Annotated in this window: 30 protein-coding genes; all 30 read right to left on the bottom strand. The window is 39.7% G+C overall.

Going from position 1 to position 16,475, the window contains the following annotated elements:
* Nucleotides 1-122: 122 nt before the first annotated feature.
* On the bottom strand, nt 123-620 hold the full coding sequence (gene rplQ, locus A7A78_RS14105; RefSeq protein ID WP_068763111.1) for a 50S ribosomal protein L17: 498 nt from the start codon (nt 618-620) through the stop codon (nt 123-125).
* Between the two features lie 65 nt (nt 621-685).
* Nucleotides 686-1,678, bottom strand: a complete 993-nt coding sequence (locus tag A7A78_RS14100; protein ID WP_068763110.1) for a DNA-directed RNA polymerase subunit alpha — start codon at nt 1,676-1,678, stop codon at nt 686-688.
* A 95-nt stretch (nt 1,679-1,773) separates the two neighbouring features.
* Entirely contained in the window at nt 1,774-2,379 is a 606-nt protein-coding gene (gene rpsD / locus A7A78_RS14095) for a 30S ribosomal protein S4 (RefSeq protein ID WP_068763109.1), read from the bottom strand.
* Nucleotides 2,380-2,469: 90 nt separating this feature from the next.
* Nucleotides 2,470-2,871, bottom strand: a complete 402-nt coding sequence (gene rpsK / locus A7A78_RS14090; protein ID WP_068763108.1) for a 30S ribosomal protein S11 — start codon at nt 2,869-2,871, stop codon at nt 2,470-2,472.
* Between the two features lie 11 nt (nt 2,872-2,882).
* Nucleotides 2,883-3,257 (bottom strand): 30S ribosomal protein S13, encoded by a 375-nt coding sequence (gene rpsM / locus A7A78_RS14085; RefSeq protein ID WP_045079257.1) that lies wholly within the window; start codon nt 3,255-3,257, stop codon nt 2,883-2,885.
* Between the two features lie 3 nt (nt 3,258-3,260).
* On the bottom strand, nt 3,261-3,377 hold the full coding sequence (gene ykgO / locus A7A78_RS14925; RefSeq protein WP_009779203.1) for a type B 50S ribosomal protein L36: 117 nt from the start codon (nt 3,375-3,377) through the stop codon (nt 3,261-3,263).
* 44 nt (nt 3,378-3,421) lie between these two features.
* On the bottom strand, nt 3,422-3,637 hold the full coding sequence (gene infA, locus A7A78_RS14080) for a translation initiation factor IF-1 (protein ID WP_068763107.1): 216 nt from the start codon (nt 3,635-3,637) through the stop codon (nt 3,422-3,424).
* Between the two features lie 2 nt (nt 3,638-3,639).
* On the bottom strand, nt 3,640-4,983 hold the full coding sequence (secY, locus tag A7A78_RS14075; protein WP_068763106.1) for a preprotein translocase subunit SecY: 1,344 nt from the start codon (nt 4,981-4,983) through the stop codon (nt 3,640-3,642).
* A gap of 12 nt (nt 4,984-4,995) precedes the next feature.
* Nucleotides 4,996-5,448 carry a 50S ribosomal protein L15 gene (gene rplO / locus A7A78_RS14070; protein WP_068763105.1) on the bottom strand — a complete coding sequence of 151 codons (453 nt, stop codon included), beginning with the start codon at nt 5,446-5,448 and terminating at the stop codon, nt 4,996-4,998.
* A gap of 11 nt (nt 5,449-5,459) precedes the next feature.
* The gene (gene rpmD / locus A7A78_RS14065; protein ID WP_045079254.1) at nt 5,460-5,639 is read right to left on the bottom strand and encodes a 50S ribosomal protein L30; all 180 of its coding nucleotides are present in this window, start codon (nt 5,637-5,639) and stop codon (nt 5,460-5,462) included.
* 11 nt (nt 5,640-5,650) lie between these two features.
* Nucleotides 5,651-6,175 carry a 30S ribosomal protein S5 gene (gene rpsE / locus A7A78_RS14060; RefSeq protein WP_068763104.1) on the bottom strand — a complete coding sequence of 175 codons (525 nt, stop codon included), beginning with the start codon at nt 6,173-6,175 and terminating at the stop codon, nt 5,651-5,653.
* An 8-nt stretch (nt 6,176-6,183) separates the two neighbouring features.
* A complete protein-coding gene (rplR, locus tag A7A78_RS14055; protein WP_068763103.1) occupies nt 6,184-6,540 on the bottom strand; it encodes a 50S ribosomal protein L18 in 357 nt (118 codons plus the stop codon).
* 11 nt (nt 6,541-6,551) lie between these two features.
* Nucleotides 6,552-7,094 carry a 50S ribosomal protein L6 gene (gene rplF / locus A7A78_RS14050; RefSeq protein ID WP_068763102.1) on the bottom strand — a complete coding sequence of 181 codons (543 nt, stop codon included), beginning with the start codon at nt 7,092-7,094 and terminating at the stop codon, nt 6,552-6,554.
* A 15-nt stretch (nt 7,095-7,109) separates the two neighbouring features.
* Nucleotides 7,110-7,511 (bottom strand): 30S ribosomal protein S8, encoded by a 402-nt coding sequence (gene rpsH, locus A7A78_RS14045; RefSeq protein WP_068763101.1) that lies wholly within the window; start codon nt 7,509-7,511, stop codon nt 7,110-7,112.
* 85 nt (nt 7,512-7,596) lie between these two features.
* Nucleotides 7,597-7,866: a 30S ribosomal protein S14 gene (rpsN, locus tag A7A78_RS14040; protein ID WP_068763100.1), complete on the bottom strand. Its 270-nt coding sequence runs from the start codon at nt 7,864-7,866 to the stop codon at nt 7,597-7,599.
* A gap of 3 nt (nt 7,867-7,869) precedes the next feature.
* Nucleotides 7,870-8,421, bottom strand: a complete 552-nt coding sequence (gene rplE, locus A7A78_RS14035) for a 50S ribosomal protein L5 (RefSeq protein WP_068763099.1) — start codon at nt 8,419-8,421, stop codon at nt 7,870-7,872.
* 2 nt (nt 8,422-8,423) lie between these two features.
* Nucleotides 8,424-8,738, bottom strand: coding sequence for a 50S ribosomal protein L24 (rplX, locus tag A7A78_RS14030; protein ID WP_068763215.1), 315 nt, complete (start codon nt 8,736-8,738; stop codon nt 8,424-8,426).
* Nucleotides 8,739-8,751: 13 nt separating this feature from the next.
* Entirely contained in the window at nt 8,752-9,120 is a 369-nt protein-coding gene (gene rplN / locus A7A78_RS14025) for a 50S ribosomal protein L14 (protein WP_068763098.1), read from the bottom strand.
* A 2-nt stretch (nt 9,121-9,122) separates the two neighbouring features.
* Nucleotides 9,123-9,386 (bottom strand): 30S ribosomal protein S17, encoded by a 264-nt coding sequence (rpsQ, locus tag A7A78_RS14020; protein ID WP_068763097.1) that lies wholly within the window; start codon nt 9,384-9,386, stop codon nt 9,123-9,125.
* Between the two features lie 15 nt (nt 9,387-9,401).
* Nucleotides 9,402-9,593, bottom strand: a complete 192-nt coding sequence (gene rpmC / locus A7A78_RS14015) for a 50S ribosomal protein L29 (RefSeq protein ID WP_068763096.1) — start codon at nt 9,591-9,593, stop codon at nt 9,402-9,404.
* Nucleotides 9,594-9,604: 11 nt separating this feature from the next.
* Complete coding sequence (gene rplP, locus A7A78_RS14010; protein WP_045079244.1) at nt 9,605-10,024, bottom strand: 50S ribosomal protein L16; 420 nt, start codon at nt 10,022-10,024, stop codon at nt 9,605-9,607.
* An 18-nt stretch (nt 10,025-10,042) separates the two neighbouring features.
* Nucleotides 10,043-10,774 carry a 30S ribosomal protein S3 gene (rpsC, locus tag A7A78_RS14005; RefSeq protein ID WP_068763095.1) on the bottom strand — a complete coding sequence of 244 codons (732 nt, stop codon included), beginning with the start codon at nt 10,772-10,774 and terminating at the stop codon, nt 10,043-10,045.
* Nucleotides 10,775-10,778: 4 nt separating this feature from the next.
* Nucleotides 10,779-11,189, bottom strand: coding sequence for a 50S ribosomal protein L22 (gene rplV / locus A7A78_RS14000; protein WP_068763094.1), 411 nt, complete (start codon nt 11,187-11,189; stop codon nt 10,779-10,781).
* 6 nt (nt 11,190-11,195) lie between these two features.
* On the bottom strand, nt 11,196-11,474 hold the full coding sequence (rpsS, locus tag A7A78_RS13995) for a 30S ribosomal protein S19 (protein WP_045079241.1): 279 nt from the start codon (nt 11,472-11,474) through the stop codon (nt 11,196-11,198).
* 3 nt (nt 11,475-11,477) lie between these two features.
* Nucleotides 11,478-12,302, bottom strand: coding sequence for a 50S ribosomal protein L2 (gene rplB, locus A7A78_RS13990; protein WP_068763093.1), 825 nt, complete (start codon nt 12,300-12,302; stop codon nt 11,478-11,480).
* Between the two features lie 26 nt (nt 12,303-12,328).
* On the bottom strand, nt 12,329-12,619 hold the full coding sequence (rplW, locus tag A7A78_RS13985; RefSeq protein WP_068763092.1) for a 50S ribosomal protein L23: 291 nt from the start codon (nt 12,617-12,619) through the stop codon (nt 12,329-12,331).
* A gap of 7 nt (nt 12,620-12,626) precedes the next feature.
* Complete coding sequence (gene rplD / locus A7A78_RS13980; RefSeq protein WP_068763091.1) at nt 12,627-13,256, bottom strand: 50S ribosomal protein L4; 630 nt, start codon at nt 13,254-13,256, stop codon at nt 12,627-12,629.
* Nucleotides 13,256-13,864: a 50S ribosomal protein L3 gene (rplC, locus tag A7A78_RS13975; protein ID WP_068763090.1), complete on the bottom strand. Its 609-nt coding sequence runs from the start codon at nt 13,862-13,864 to the stop codon at nt 13,256-13,258. Before rplC ends, rplD begins: the two co-directional genes overlap by 1 nt.
* Nucleotides 13,865-14,025: 161 nt before the next feature.
* Nucleotides 14,026-14,331 (bottom strand): 30S ribosomal protein S10, encoded by a 306-nt coding sequence (gene rpsJ / locus A7A78_RS13970; protein WP_010181931.1) that lies wholly within the window; start codon nt 14,329-14,331, stop codon nt 14,026-14,028.
* A gap of 11 nt (nt 14,332-14,342) precedes the next feature.
* Nucleotides 14,343-16,475 carry an elongation factor G gene (gene fusA / locus A7A78_RS13965; protein WP_068763089.1) on the bottom strand — a complete coding sequence of 711 codons (2,133 nt, stop codon included), beginning with the start codon at nt 16,473-16,475 and terminating at the stop codon, nt 14,343-14,345.

The raw sequence follows: 16,475 nt of genomic DNA, 5'->3' as shown, positions 1-16,475 counted from the left end.
AAAAAACATAGGTCACCCATCATCAAGCATCCAGCATTTCAAAATTCTTTGCAAAAATAGTATAAAAAAAAGGGATAAACGAAAACGCTTATCCCTTTGTTATTTAATGAATTCAAATTCATTTATTCTTCTTCTTTTTTCGCTTCTTTTTCAGCTTTTGCCGGAGCAGCTTTTGCAGCGGCAGCTTCAGTGCCAGTTCCGCTTCCACGACGACTTCTACGAGTAGATTTCTTCTTGGTAGCTTTGCCAGCGTTATAGATTTCGTTGAAATCCACAAGCTCTATCATTGCCATATCAGCATTATCACCTAGACGATTCCCCAGTTTAATAATACGGGTATAACCTCCTGGACGATCACCAACTTTTGGCGCAACAGTTCTGAAAAGTTCTGCAACTGCTTCCTTTTGACGCAATTTTGCGAAAACTAAACGACGGTTGTGTGTGGTGTCTTCCTTAGATTTTGTTACCAACGGCTCCACAAATTGTTTTAAAGCTTTTGCTTTCGCAACAGTTGTGTTGATACGTTTGTGCTCAACAAGTGAACAAGCCATGTTGGCCAACATTGAATGTCTGTGGGCAGTTTTTCTGCCTAAGTGATTTATTTTTTTTCCGTGTCTCATGACATTTTTGTTTTAATCATCATCTTGCATCAACCCATTTTGGGGAGCAAAATATGACGTATTAACTAATCTTTATCTAATTTATATTTTGCAAGATCCATTCCGAAGTTTAGGCCTTTCACGTTTACAAGCTCTTCAAGCTCAGTAAGCGATTTTTTACCGAAGTTGCGGAACTTCATCAAGTCGTTTTTGTTGAAAGAAACAAGATCTCCCAAAGTATCAACTTCTGCAGCTTTCAAACAGTTTAGCGCACGAACCGAAAGGTCCATATCTACCAATTTTGTTTTAAGCAACTGGCGCATGTGAAGAGATTCTTCATCATAAGTTTCAGTTTGTGCAATCTCGTCAGCCTCCAAAGTAATGCGCTCATCGCTGAACAACATAAAGTGGTGAATCAAAGTTTTTGCAGCTTCGGTCAATGCATCTTTTGGGTGAATGGATCCGTCTGTAATGATTTCGAAAACTAATTTTTCGTAATCTGTTTTTTGCTCTACACGGAAGTTTTCAATACTGTACTTCACGTTTTTTATAGGGGTGTAGATAGAATCTGTAAAGATGGTTCCCAAAGGAGCGTTGGCCTTTTTGTTCTCTTCAGCAGGAACATAACCGCGACCTTTTTCGATAGTTATTTCGAAATTTAGGTTCACTTTCTTGTCCATATTGCAAAGAACCAAGTCTGGGTTCAATACTTGGAAGCCAGAAATGAATTTTTGGAAATCACCAGCCTTTAACTGCTCGTTTCCAGAAACTGAAATAGTAACGGTTTCGTTGTCTATTTCATCAATCTGTCTTTTGAAACGAACTTGCTTAAGGTTCAAAATAATTTCGGTAACATCTTCTACTACTCCAGCGATGGTAGAAAATTCGTGATCCACGCCTTCGATACGAACCGAAGTGATGGCGAATCCTTCCAATGAGGAAAGTAATACGCGTCTTAATGCGTTACCAACGGTAAGTCCGTAACCTGGTTCCAAAGGACGAAATTCAAATTTCCCTTCGAAATCGGTGGAATTTACCATTATAACTTTATCAGGCTTCTGAAAACTAAATACTGCCATTTTTTTTCTTCGTTTTAATTGTTATTTAGTTGCGCGGTTTAAAAGTTTGAAGAACACTATAAACCCTTTGGCCAAATACCAATATGATTATTTTATTATTTAGAATATAATTCGACGATAAACTGCTCGTTGATGTTTTCTGGGATTTGGATACGCTCAGGTACGGAAACGAAAGTTCCTTCCTTTTTGTCGCCATTCCAAGTGATCCACTCATAAACATGACTTGCATTTGCCAACGAATCGTTGATTGCGCTAAGAGATTTTGATTTCTCTCTAACGGCCACTACATCTCCAGCTTTCAACTGGTACGATGGAATGTTTACTTTTTCACCATTAACGGTGATATGACGGTGAGAAACCAATTGTCTAGCACCAGAGCGACTTGGGGAAATTCCCATACGGAACACTACATTGTCTAAACGAGACTCACACAATTGAAGCAATACTTGACCTGTAATTCCAGGAGCAGCAGTTGCTTTTTTGAACATATTTCTGAACTGACGCTCCAAAATACCGTAGGTATATTTAGCTTTTTGCTTCTCCATCAACTGGATTGCATATTCAGATTTCTTACCACGACGACGTGCGTTACCGTGTTGCCCAGGAGGGTAGTTTCTTTTTTCGAAAGACTTATCGTCTCCGAAGATAGCTTCCCCGAACTTACGGGCGATTTTAGTTTTTGGACCAGTATATCTTGCCATTTCTAATTTAAGGTTATGAAGGAAAACTAAATTAAGGTCTTACGTTAATCCTTTAGTTTTTGGTTCCTTCAGATTGATATTTATAATTAATTAAACTCTTCTTCTTTTTGGAGGACGGCATCCGTTGTGCGGCATTGGCGTAACGTCGATGATTTCGGTTACTTCAATTCCTGCGTTGTGGATGGAACGTATTGCAGATTCTCTACCGTTTCCTGGCCCTTTTACGTAAACTTTTACTTTACGCAAACCGGCGTCGTGTGCAACTTTTGCGCAATCTTCTGATGCCAATTGAGCTGCATAAGGAGTATTTTTCTTAGATCCACGGAAGCCCATTTTACCGGCTGAGGACCAAGAGATAACATCTCCGTTCTTATTTGTCAACGAAACGATAATGTTGTTGAAGGAAGCATTGATATGCGCCTCTCCAGTTGATTCAACATTAACCTTGCGTTTCTTAACTGTTTTTGTAGTTTTTTGACTTGTCTTTGCCATAACGTTAGGTTTTATTTAGTTGCTTTTTTCTTGTTAGCAACAGTTTTACGTTTTCCTTTTCTGGTACGAGAGTTATTCTTTGTACGTTGTCCTCTTAATGGAAGACCCGATCTGTGACGAATACCTCTGTAACAACCAATATCCATTAAGCGCTTAATGCTTAATTGAACTTCACTACGTAATTCACCTTCGATTTTGAAAGACGACACAGCATCACGAATAGCACCGATTTCATCATCGTTCCATTCACTTACTTTTTTGTCTTCGTCAACTCCGGCTTTGTTCAGAATATCTTGGGCACGGCTCTTACCGATTCCGAAGATATACGTTAACGCGATTACACCCCTTTTGTGCTTCGGGATATCTACACCTGCGATTCTTGCCATAACTTATCCTTGTCTTTGTTTGAACTTTGGGTTCTTTTTATTAATTACATATAATCTGCCTTTTCTGCGAACAATCTTGCAGTCGGCACTTCTTTTCTTTACGGATGCTCTAACTTTCATCTGTTTCTGTTTTTATAGTTCAATGAACCGTGAGGTCCGTTGTATTAATATCTGTAGGTTATTCGCGCCTTACTTAAATCGTAAGGGCTCATTTCCAATTTTACTTTATCGCCGGGCAATAATTTTATGTAGTGCATACGCATTTTGCCCGAAATATGCGCTGTTACAATATGACCATTTTCCAATTCTACACGGAACATCGCGTTTGATAGTGCTTCCACTATACTTCCATCTTGTTCTATTGCGCTTTGTTTTGCCATAATTATGCTACTGCCTTTCTATTTTTACCGCTTTTCATCAAGCCATCATAGTGACGGTTCAATAAATACGAGTTTACTTGTTGCATGGTATCGATAGCAACACCCACCATAATCAATAGTGAAGTACCGCCGTAGAATAACGCCCAACCTTGCTGAATTCCTAAAAGCTTTACCGCAAATGCCGGTGCAATAGCAATCAATGCTAAAAATATAGATCCAGGAAGTGTTATTTGTGACATTATTCGGTCTAAATATTCAGCGGTTTGCGATCCTGGCTTAATACCTGGAATGAAACCACCGCTTCTCTTTAAATCATCCGCCATCTTATTTGTTGGAACAGTGATAGCTGTATAGAAATAGGTAAATATGATAATCAAAATTGCAAATACCAAGTTATACCATAGTCCAAATATATCACTGAATGTAGCCTGAATTCCTTGAGCAAAATCACTTTCGGAGAGACTAGCTACTGCTGATGGCACAAACATAATTGCCTGTGCAAAGATGATTGGCATTACTCCAGAAGCGTTCAACTTTAATGGAATGAACTGACGGGCACCGAAAATATTCTTTTCGTAACCACCGCTTGCAGTTCTTCTTGCATATTGAACAGGTATCTTTCTAACTGCCATTACCAACATAATTGATAAAAGAATAATTACGAACCAGATAACCAATTCAATAAGTATCATAATCAAACCACCGTTTGATTCAATTACTCTTGAAACAAATTCTTGTGCAAATGACTGTGGCAAACGTGCAATAATACCAACCATAATAAGTATGGATATACCGTTACCAATACCTTTATCGGTAATTTTTTCACCCAACCACATTGCGAATATTGTTCCTGTTACAAGTATAATTACTGAAGAAACGTAGAACATAACGCTTTGCCCCATTACAAAAGCTTCAGCCGGAACCCCCATTGCTGGAAGACCTGCTAAATAACTTGGCGCTTGTACCAAACAGATACCGATAGTTAACCATCGGGTAATCTGGTTGATTTTCTTACGTCCGCTTTCGCCTTCTTTCTGTAATTTTTGAAGGTAAGGCACAGCAATTTGCATCAACTGTACAACAATGGAAGCAGAAATATATGGCATAATCCCCAATGCAAAAACAGAAGCGTTAGCAAAAGCTCCTCCTGTAAATGCGTTCAGCAATCCACCAATACCGCCGGCATTGAATTTACCTGCGAACTGTGCCAACATATCTGCATCAATTCCTGGAAGTACTACTTGCGCACCAAAACGGTAAACCAATAGCATTCCAAGAGTAAGCATGATGCGGTTACGCAGCTCCTCTATTTTCCATACATTTTTTAAGGTATCGATAAATTTCATCCTTAGCTTTTGTTACAATGTTACTACTTCGCCACCGGCAGCTTCAATAGCTTCTTTTGCCGAGGCAGTGAACTTGTGAGCAGATACCTTCAATTTTGCTTTTATTTCGCCTCTTCCTAAAATCTTAACCATTTCGTTTTTACCAGCAAGACCCAAACCAACTAAGGTTTCAAAGTCAACGGTATCATTTATTTTCTTGTCGTCAACCAATTGTTGAAGAGTATCAATGTTGATTCCCTTATACTCTTTACGGTTGATGTTTGTAAATCCAAACTTAGGAACACGACGTTGTAGGGGCATTTGTCCACCTTCAAATCCAACTTTCTTGGAATAACCTGAACGTGATTTTGCTCCTTTGTGTCCGCGGGTGGCAGTACCACCTTTACCGGAACCTTGTCCGCGACCTACTCGCTTGCCTTGATTTTTTACCGACCCAGGAGCCGGTTGTAAGTTACTTAAATCCATTATCGTGTTTCTTATTTGGTTTCAACAGAAACCAAGTGATTAACTTTATTGATCATACCAAGAATGTTTGGCGTGTCTTCATGTTCAACCGTTTGGTTCATCTTGTGAAGACCCAAAGATTCCATGATTCTCTTTTGGTTTTTTGGGCGTTTTATAACGCTTTTTACCTTTGTTACTTTAATTTTTGCCATCGCTCTGATATTTATCCTTTGAATACTTTTTCAAGTGAAATTCCACGTTGGTTTGCTACAGTTTGTGCGCTTCGCATTTGCAAAAGGGCATCAAAAGTTGCTTTTACCACGTTGTGTGGGTTAGAAGATCCTTGTGATTTTGACAATACATCGTGAACCCCTACTGCTTCCAATACGGCACGTACGGCACCACCAGCAATTACTCCGGTACCAGGCGCAGCTGGAAGAAGATTAACACGGGCTCCGCCATATTTTCCTTTTTGTTCGTGTGGAAGTGTCACTTTGTTAAGTGGAATACGAACCAAGTTTTTCTTGGCATCTTCAATAGCTTTTGCTATCGCGCTTGCTACATCCTTGGATTTTCCAAGACCGTGGCCTACCACTCCTTTTTCGTCACCAACAACTACAATAGCTGAAAATCCGAAGGCACGACCACCTTTGGTCACCTTGGTTACACGTTGTACACCTACCAAACGGTCTTTCAATTCAAGACCTCCTGGTTTTACTAATTCTACGTTTTTATAATCTTGATACATAATTTGACTTAGAATTTAAGGCCACCTTCGCGTGCACCTTCAGCTAATGATTTTACTCTTCCGTGGTAAAGGTAACCGCCTCTGTCGAAAGCGATGGTTTCAACACCAGCTTTAACAGCTTTTTCAGCGATAGCTTTTCCTACTAATTTTGCAGCTTCAACTTTGTTTACTTTTGAAGCGTCAATATCTTTATCTCTTGAAGATGCAGCGGTAATGGTCTTTCCATTTACATCGTCAATAATTTGAGCGTATATTTCTTTGTTGCTACGGAAAACAGCCAAACGTGGACGACTTTCAGTGCCCTCAACCGTTTTTCTGATTCGCATGCGCAAGCGCTCTCTTCTTTCGTACTTTGATAATGCCATAACTCTATTTGTTATGCAGATTTACCTGCTTTTCTTCTTAATTGTTCACCTACAAACTTGATACCTTTTCCTTTGTAAGGTTCTGGCTTACGGAAGCCGCGGATTTTTGCCGCTACTTGTCCTACCAATTGTTTGTCGTGAGACGTTAATTTTACGATTGGGTTTTTACCTTTATCAGATACGGTTTCCACTTTTACTTCTGGTGCGATGTCCAAAACGATGTTGTGTGAAAATCCTAAAGCCAAATCCAATTTTTGTCCTTGGTTGCTGGCGCGGTACCCTACACCAACTAATTCCAATTCCTTGGTCCATCCTTTGCTTACGCCTTCAATCATATTATTTACCAACGCTCTGTAAAGACCGTGCTTTGCAGTGTGGTTTTTAGAATCTGAAGGACGCTCAACCAATACGTTTCCGTCTTCTACTTTTACGCTAACGTCAGAAAAATCCTGAGTTAACTCGCCTAATTTTCCTTTTACGGTAATTACGTTGTCTTTTACATCAACTGTAACTCCTTGTGGGATGGCTACCGGGTTTTTACCTATTCTTGACATTTCTTTGTCTATTTTTTAGTAAACGTAACACAATACTTCACCACCTACATTTTGAGCTTTGGCCTGCTTGCCGGTCATTACTCCCGAAGAAGTAGAAACAATAGCAATACCCAAACCGTTCAAAACACGAGGAAGTTCTGTTGAACCTGCGTATTTACGTAAACCTGGTTTACTTATTCTTTGAATTTTTTTGATTACCGATTCTTTGGTAACCTTGTCATATTTCAATGCAATTTTGATGATACCTTGTGGGGTACTTTCGTCATCAAATTTGTAGCTTAAAATGTAACCTTGATCAAAAAGGATTTTTGTAATCTCCTTTTTTAGATTTGAAGCTGGAATCTCTACAACACGATGTCCGGCTTTCGCAGCGTTTCTAACTCGCGTTAGATAATCTGAAATTGGATCTGTATTCATTTATTTGAATTTGCGGAAGTGGTTTTCAGACTATTCTGAACCTTCAACCAGTTTATACTTTTTTCTTTTGAACAGAAATCTGTTCTTACCAAGATGCTTTACGCACTCCTGGAATTAACCCTGAATTTGCCATTTCACGGAACAATACACGTGAAATTCCAAAAGTTCTCATATACCCTCTTGGTCTTCCGGTTAATTTGCAACGGTTGTGCAAACGAACGGGTGAGGCATTTTTTGGTAGTTTCTGCAAACCTTCCCAATCGCCGGCTTCTTTCAAAGCTTTACGCTTGGCTGCATATTTTGCTACCGTTTTTTGTCTCTTAACCTCGCGGGCTTTCATTGATTCTTTAGCCATCTCTTAGTTCTTTTTAAAGGGTAATCCCAATTCCTGTAATAATGATTTCGCTTCTTTATCGGTTTTTGCGGTAGTGATGAACGTAATGTTCATCCCTTCAATTTTCTTCACTTTATCGATATCGATTTCTGGGAAGATAATTTGCTCGGTAATTCCCAAAGAGTAGTTTCCTCTTCCGTCAAAACCGGTTGCTTTAATTCCGTTAAAGTCACGTACCCTTGGCAAAGCCGAAGTTACTAACCTGTCCAAAAATTCATACATACGCTCTCCGCGCAACGTAACTTTCACACCAATTGGCATGCCTTTACGAAGTTTGAAGTTTGCAACGTCTTTTTTAGAGTTGGTTGAAACCGCTTTTTGCCCGGTTATCTTTGTAAACTCATCAACCGAATAGTCAATAAGTTTCTTGTCAGCCACTGCTGCGCCCACACCGCGGGAAACAACAATACGCTCCAATTTTGGTACCTGCATGACGTTTTTGTAACCAAATTCGTCAGTAAGTGAATTGATCACTCTGCTTTTGTACTCTTCCTTAAGTCTTGGTGTATATGCCATAACTATATTGCTTGATTCGATTGTTTTGAAAAACGTACTTTTTTACCATTTTCGGTTTTGTACCCTACACGTGTTGCTTTTCCAGATTTTGGATCAACCAATGAAAGGTTTGAAATATGGATAGGAGCTTCCTTTTTTGCAATTCCTCCTTGTGGGTTTTTTGCGCTTGGCTTCTCATGTTTTGAAACCATGTTTACTCCTTCTACGATTGCTTTGTTTTTGTCAAGGAATATTTTCATTACTTTACCTTCAGAACCTTTGTGGTCTCCGGCAGTAACTACTACTGTATCGCCTGATTTTATTTTAAGCTTTGTCATCTTAGTTTTCATATTAAAGCACCTCTGGTGCCAATGATACTATTTTCATAAATTGCTTGTCACGAAGCTCTCTTGCTACCGGTCCGAAAACACGTGTTCCTCTCATCTCGCCTTGGGCGTTCAAAAGTACACAAGCGTTATCGTCAAAACGGATATAAGAACCGTCAGGTCTTCTTATTTCCTTCACGGTACGTACTACAACTGCTGTAGAAACTGCTCCTTTCTTAATGTTTCCATTTGGTGTTGCTTCCTTTACAGAAACTACAATCTTATCACCAATAGAAGCATACCTTCTTTTTGTTCCGCCCAATACACGGATGGTAAGCACTTCCTTAGCACCGGTATTGTCTGCGACTTTGAGTCTTGATTCTTGTTGTAACATAATTACTTCGCTCTTTCAATTATTTCTACTAATCTCCAACATTTGGTTTTACTTAAAGGACGTGTTTCCATGATCCTTACTGTATCACCTTCGTTGCAGTTGTTTGTCTCGTCGTGCGCAACGTACTTTTTAGTTTTCGTTACGAACTTTCCGTACATAGGGTGTTTTACTTTTTTCACCTCGGCAACTACAATGGACTTGTCCATTTTGTTACTGGTTACTACACCTATACGTTCTTTTCTTAAGTTTCTTTTAATTTCTTCCATCTTTCAGCTGTACAATTATTGCACTTCTCTATTAGTTAGTTCAGTCGCTATTCTTGCTATCACCCTTCTTTGGGATCTTAGTTGAATTGGATTTTCCAACGGGGATATGGTGTGAGCCATTTTAAGGTCTGTATAAGCCTTTCTTGAGTCAGCATATGCTTCCTGAAGTTCTGCCGTTGATGCTTTTTTAATTTCTGATTGTTTCATCGTTCAAAAAATTATGCTTGGAAATCCCGAGACATTACAAATTTAGTTTTTACCGGAAGCTTTTGTGCAGCAAGGCGCAATGCTTCTTTTGCTGTTTCAACTGGAACACCAGATACTTCAAAAAGCATTCTTCCTGGTTTTACCACAGCAGCGTAATATTCTACAGCACCTTTACCTTTACCCATACGTACTTCAAGAGGCTTTTTTGTAATTGGCTTATCTGGAAAAATCATGATCCAGATAGAACCTTCTCTTTTCATAAAACGGGTAGCAGCGATACGTGCAGCTTCAATTTGTCTTGCTGTAAGAAATTCTGATTCCAACGATTTTATACCGAAGGTTCCGTATGCTAGCTGGTTGCCACGACCGGCATCGCCTTTCATACGGCCTTTCATTTGTTTACGGTACTTTGTTCTTTTAGGTTGTAACATTTTCTTCTATTTAAAAAATTACTTTCTGCGACGTGCTTTGTTGCCACCGCGTCCTGCTGGAGCTCCTTTTCCACCACTCTTGGTTTTGCCAGTAGCAAGACCAACTAATGGGGAAAGTTCTCTCTTTCCATATACTTCGCCTTTCATAATCCATACTTTAACACCCAATCTACCATAAGTAGTGTGTGCCTCAACTAAAGCGTAGTCAATATCGGCTCTAAAAGTTGATAACGGGATACGACCTTCTTTGTAAGATTCTGAACGTGCCATTTCAGCGCCGTTCAAACGTCCTGAAATCTGAACCTTAATACCTTCAGCATTCATTCGCATTGTAGCCGCGATAGCCATTTTTATGGCACGACGGTATGAAATACGGCTTTCAATTTGGCGTGCAATACTTGCAGCTACCAAAAATGCATCAAGCTCAGGTCTTTTGATCTCGTGAATATTGATCTGTACCTCTTTATCTGTAATTTTCTTAAGCTCTTCTTTTAGCTTGTCTACTTCCTGGCCACCTTTACCGATAATGATACCGGGACGGGCAGTGGTTATAGTAACGGTTACAAGCTTAAGCGTACGCTCAATAATTACTCTACTCACACTAGCTTTACTTAAACGTGCGTGAACATATTTTCTAATCTTGTCGTCTTCGGCCAATTTATCGCCGTAGTCGTTGCCTCCGTACCAGTTGGATTCCCAACCTCTAATGATACCTAAGCGATTCCCGATTGGATTTGTCTTCTGTCCCATTTAATTACTTGCTTTGTGTGTTATCGTTAGCTGCCAATACCAGTGTTACGTGGTTGGAGCGTTTTCTAATTCTGTGCGCACGGCCTTGTGGTGCAGGACGAAGTCTTTTCAACATCGTTCCACCATCCACACGGATTTCCTTAACAAAAAGATCTGCATCTTCTACTGAAGCGTCTTCGTTCTTTTGTTGCCAGTTATTGATGGCAGACAAAAGTAGTTTCTCCAATTTGCGTGAAGATTCCTTTGAACTAAACTTCAAAATATTAAGTGCTTTGTCTATTTTCTCACCTCTTACCAAATCCGCCATTAAACGCATTTTTCTTGGTGAAGTGGGGCAATTGTTCAATTTAGCAAAGTACATTGTTTTCTTTGCTTCCTTGATTGCTTCTGCTCTTTCTCTTTTACGAACTCCCATGGCCTATTATTTTTTACCTTTGTTTTTAGCACCTGAATGACCACGGAATGATCTTGTAGGTGAAAATTCTCCTAGTTTATGCCCAACCATGTTTTCTGTTACATACACAGGAACAAATTGGCGCCCGTTGTGTACAGCGATGGTTTGACCAACAAAATCTGGAGTGATCATAGAAGCACGTGACCAAGTTTTGATTACGGTCTTCTTGTTATCCTCAACGTTTTGTTGAACTTTCTTGTCTAATTTATAATGAACGAACGGTCCTTTTTTTAACGATCTTGCCATAACTTATTTCTTTCTTCGTTCTAAGATATATTTATTACTTGCTTTCGTTTTAGTACGGGTTCTGTAACCTTTTGCAGGGATACCTTTTCTAGAACGTGGGTGACCTCCAGAAGATTTACCTTCACCACCACCCATTGGGTGATCAACAGGGTTCATCACTACTGGTCTTGTACGTGGTCTTCTACCCAACCATCTGCTTCTACCAGCCTTACCAGATACTAACAATTGGTGGTCACTGTTTGATACGGCACCAATGGTAGCCATACAGTTTACCAAAATTAATCGGGTTTCACCTGAAGGAAGTTTTACGGTAGCATATTTTCCATCACGGGCCATAAGCTGTGCGAAAGCACCAGCACTACGGGCCATAATAGCTCCTTGACCGGGACGAAGCTCGATGCAGGAAATAATAGTACCTAATGGAATAGCTGAAAGCGGCATTGCGTTTCCAATCTCTGGAGCTACTGCTTCACCCGAAAGGATGTTCTGCCCAACTTGTAGTCCGTTTTGCGCAATTACATATCGCTTTTCACCATCTTGATAGTTCAAAAGTGCGATAAACGCCGTACGGTTTGGATCGTATTGAATACTTGCAACAGTAGCAGGAACTCCCGCTTTGTCGCGTTTAAAATCGATAATTCGATATTTCTTCTTATGACCACCACCTATGTAGCGCATGGTCATTTTTCCTTGACTGTTTCTACCACCAGATCTCTTATTCGGAGCAAGTAAAGACTTCTCCGGCTTATCGGTTGTAATGGCGTCAAAACCATTAACAACCCTAAAACGCTGACCTGGGGTGATTGGTTTTAATTTTCTTACTGACATTTGTGTCTAATTAAATCTAAGTTGCCTTAGATGTTGCTGTAAAAATCTATTGTATCACCTTCCGCCACCTGTACGATTGCTTTTTTGTAAGCGTTCGTTTTACCAGTTTGGACACCTGTTTTTGTATAACGGGTCTTCCTATCAGGGCGGACATTCATTGTGCGAACTTTTTCAACAGAAACTCCGTAAGTGGCCTCAACCGCTTTCTTGATTTCTACCTTATTCGCCTTTGGGTTTACTACAAAGCCAAAAACGTTTTTGTCTTCAGCATCTTTGGTAGCTTTTTCCGTAATTATAGGTTTAATTAAGATGTTCATCTTGTTTCTATTTACTTAAGTTTGTTTCAATTCCTTCCAAAGAACCTTCAAATAGCACTACACTATTTGCATTCATAATTTTGTAAGTACTTAATTGTGAGTTAGTTATAACTTCAGTACCTTTCAAATTGCGAGAGGACAAATATACATTATTATTTAAGTCTCCCAACACAAACAAAGATTTTTTCTCATTAAGACCTAAACTCTTCAAAACCGCAGTAAAATTCTTGGTTTTTGGAGCATCAAAATTAAGGTCTTCCATTACAAAAATAGCTTTGTCATTCGCCTTCATCGTTAGGGCAGATTTACGCGCCAAACGCTTTAGGTTTTTGTTCAATTTGAAGGAGTAGTTACGCGGACGAGGCCCGAACATTCTACCACCACCTTTAAATACACCAGACTTTATGCTACCCGCACGGGCAGTTCCAGTTCCTTTTTGTTTCTTTATTTTTCTGGTAGAACCAGCAATCTCAGCACGTTCCTTTGCTTTGTGAGTTCCTTGACGTTGGTTGGCAAGATATTGTTTCACATCAAGATACACCGCGTGATTGTTAGGCTCTATTCCGAACACATCTGCAGAAAGTTCAACTTTCCGGCCTGTGTCTTTTCCGTTTATGTCTAATACAGCTACCTTCATTATTTCTCGATCATTACATAAGCGTTTTTATGGCCAGGAACTGCTCCTTTTACCACAAGTAGATTCTTTTCAGGAACTACTTTCAAAACTCTTAAATTTTCAACTTTTACTCTTTCGTTCCCCATTTGGCCCGCCATTCTCATTCCTTTGAATACTCTCGCAGGATAAGATGCAGCTCCAATAGAACCTGGTGCACGCAAACGGTTGTGCTGACCGTGAGTCGCTTGACCCACACCGCCAAAACCGTGACGTTTTACAACCCCTTGGAAACCTTTACCTTTAGATGTACCCGCGATATCCACGAATTCACCTTCAATAAAATGCTCCACAGTAATTGTGTCACCTAATTTGTAATCTTCTTCAAACTTGAATTCGGCGACTTTACGTTTTGCAACGGTTCCTGCTTTTTTGGCGTGCCCTTCGGCAGCTTTAGTTACAGTCTTCTTGTCATCGAAACCAAGTTGAAGAGCATTGTACCCGTCAACCTCTTTGGTTCTGACTTGGGTGACAACACAAGGGCCTGCCTCAATAACGGTGCAAGGAATATTCTTCCCATTCTCGTCAAAGATGCTGGTCATCCCTATCTTTCTTCCAATTAACCCAGACATATTTAATTATTTATTGATTATTACTTATTTAAATTTCTATTCAAAAAAACAGGGTCAAAATAAATTCAACCCTGAATGTTATTTTGTTTCCGTTTTTCCACAACCATCGTTGAGGACATTTTTAATAATTCTGAATTCAAAATTCTGAATTCAGAATTGCACTATACTTTAATCTCTACTTCAACCCCGCTTGGCAACTCCAATTTCATTAGAGCGTCAATTGTTTTCGAAGAAGAACTGTAGATGTCCAAAAGTCTTTTGTACGAACTTAATTGGAATTGCTCTCTACTCTTCTTGTTCACGTGCGGAGAACGCAATACTGTAAAGATTTTTTTATGTGTTGGTAAAGGAATTGGTCCTGTAACTACAGCTCCGGTACTCTTTACGGTCTTAACGATTTTTTCAGCAGATTTGTCCACCAAATTGTGATCGTAAGATTTTAGTTTTATCCTTATTTTTTGACTCATTGCTGAAATTATTAAGCGTTAGCGGTTCCTCTTGCTGACGCGATTACTGATTCTGAAATATTTGAAGGAGTTTCAGCGTAATGTGAAAATTCCATAGTGGAAGTTGCACGGCCTGAAGACAACGTTCTCAATGTGGTTACATAACCAAACATTTCAGAAAGTGGCACTTCACCTTTTATTACTTTTGCTCCTGCACGGTCGCTCATGTTACTGATTGTTCCACGACGACGGTTAAGGTCACCTACTATATCACCCATGTTTTCTTCTGGGGTAAGCACCTCAAGTTTCATAATAGGCTCAAGAATTACAGCTCCTGCTTTTTTGGCAACTTCTTTGAAACCAATTTTTGCAGCAAGCTCAAAAGATAGCGCATCAGAATCCACAGGGTGGAAAGATCCGTCCTTTAAAGTAACCTTCATACTATCAACTTCAAAACCTGCAAGTGGTCCATTGACCATTGCTTGTTTGAAACCTTTTTCAACAGAAGGAATAAATTCTTTTGGCACGTTACCACCTTTTACGGCGTTAATGAATTCCAAACCTACTTTTCCTTCTTCAGCTGGCTCAAGTGTAAATACGATATCAGCAAATTTACCACGACCACCAGATTGTTTTTTGTAAACTTCTCTGTGATCTGCAACTCTTGTAATAGCTTCTTTATACTCAACCTGTGGCTGACCTTGGTTTACTTCAACTTTGAATTCGCGACGCAAACGGTCAACAATAATATCTAAGTGAAGCTCACCCATTCCAGAAATAATAGTCTGGCCAGAAGCTTCGTCTGTACGCACTTGGAATGTTGGATCTTCTTCGGCAAGCTTAGATAAAGCCATACCCAATTTATCAACATCAACCTTAGTTTTAGGCTCTACCGCGATACCAATTACTGGATCAGGGAAGTTCATACTTTCTAAAACAATTGGGTGTTTTTCATCAGACATAGTATCACCAGTCTTGATATCTTTAAATCCAACTGCCGCTCCAATATCACCAGCTTCGATAAAATCGATAGCGTTTTGTTTATTGGAATGCATTTGGTAGATACGAGAAATACGTTCTTTTTTACCTGAACGGTTGTTCAAGATATAAGAACCTGCATCCAAACGACCAGAATAAACACGGAAGAAGGCCAAACGACCTACGAAAGGATCGGTAGCAATCTTAAATGCCAATGCTGAAAAAGGAGCAGACACATCTGGTTTACGAATTTCTTCTTTTTCAGTATCAGGATTTATCCCGATAATACCTTCTTTGTCCGTTGGAGCAGGAAGGTAACGGCAAACAGCATCTAAAAGAAACTGAACACCTTTATTTTTGAAGGAAGATCCACAGATCATTGGAATAATAGACATATCCATTACCGCAGCACGAAGCGCAGCATGCACTTCTTCTTCAGTAATAGAATCCTCATCTTCCATGTATTTCTCAAGCAAGTTTTCGTCATACGCAGCAACTTCTTCAATAAGTTTACCACGCAAAACTTTTGCTTCAGCTTTTAATTCTTCAGGGATTTCAACTACATCAAACGTTGCGCCGAATGAATCATCATGCCAAATAACGGCACGGTTTTTTACAAGGTCAACAATTCCTTTAAAATCTGCTTCGTCACCAATATTCAATACAATAGGCACTGCATTAGAGCCTAACATATCTTTTACTTGTTGGCAAACAGCCATAAAGTTAGCACCAGAACGGTCCATTTTATTAACGAAACCAATACGTGGCACTTTATAGTTATCAGCAAGCCTCCAGTTTGTTTCAGATTGTGGCTCAACACCATCCACTGCACTGAAAAGGAAAACCAACCCGTCAAGAACACGAAGCGAGCGGTTTACCTCTACGGTAAAATCCACGTGGCCAGGAGTGTCAATAATGTTGAAGTTGTAATCCTTTGTTTCAGGAAGTGGCTGAGCGTTCTCCATTGGAAACTTCCAAGTACAAGTGGTAGCAGCTGAAGTGATGGTAATACCACGCTCCTGCTCTTGCTCCATCCAGTCCATGGTTGCAGCTCCATCGTGAACCTCACCAATTTTATGGCTTACCCCTGTGTAAAAAAGGATACGCTCTGTAGTTGTGGTTTTACCGGCATCAATATGCGCGGCAATCCCGATATTTCTTGTGTATTTTAAATCTCTTTGTGCCAT

This window comes from Aequorivita soesokkakensis (genome assembly GCF_001641085.1).
GTDB classification, from domain to species: domain Bacteria; phylum Bacteroidota; class Bacteroidia; order Flavobacteriales; family Flavobacteriaceae; genus Aequorivita; species Aequorivita soesokkakensis.
The sequence above is the reverse complement of the archived record's forward strand: the minus strand, read 5'-3'. Positions and strand labels throughout refer to the sequence as shown.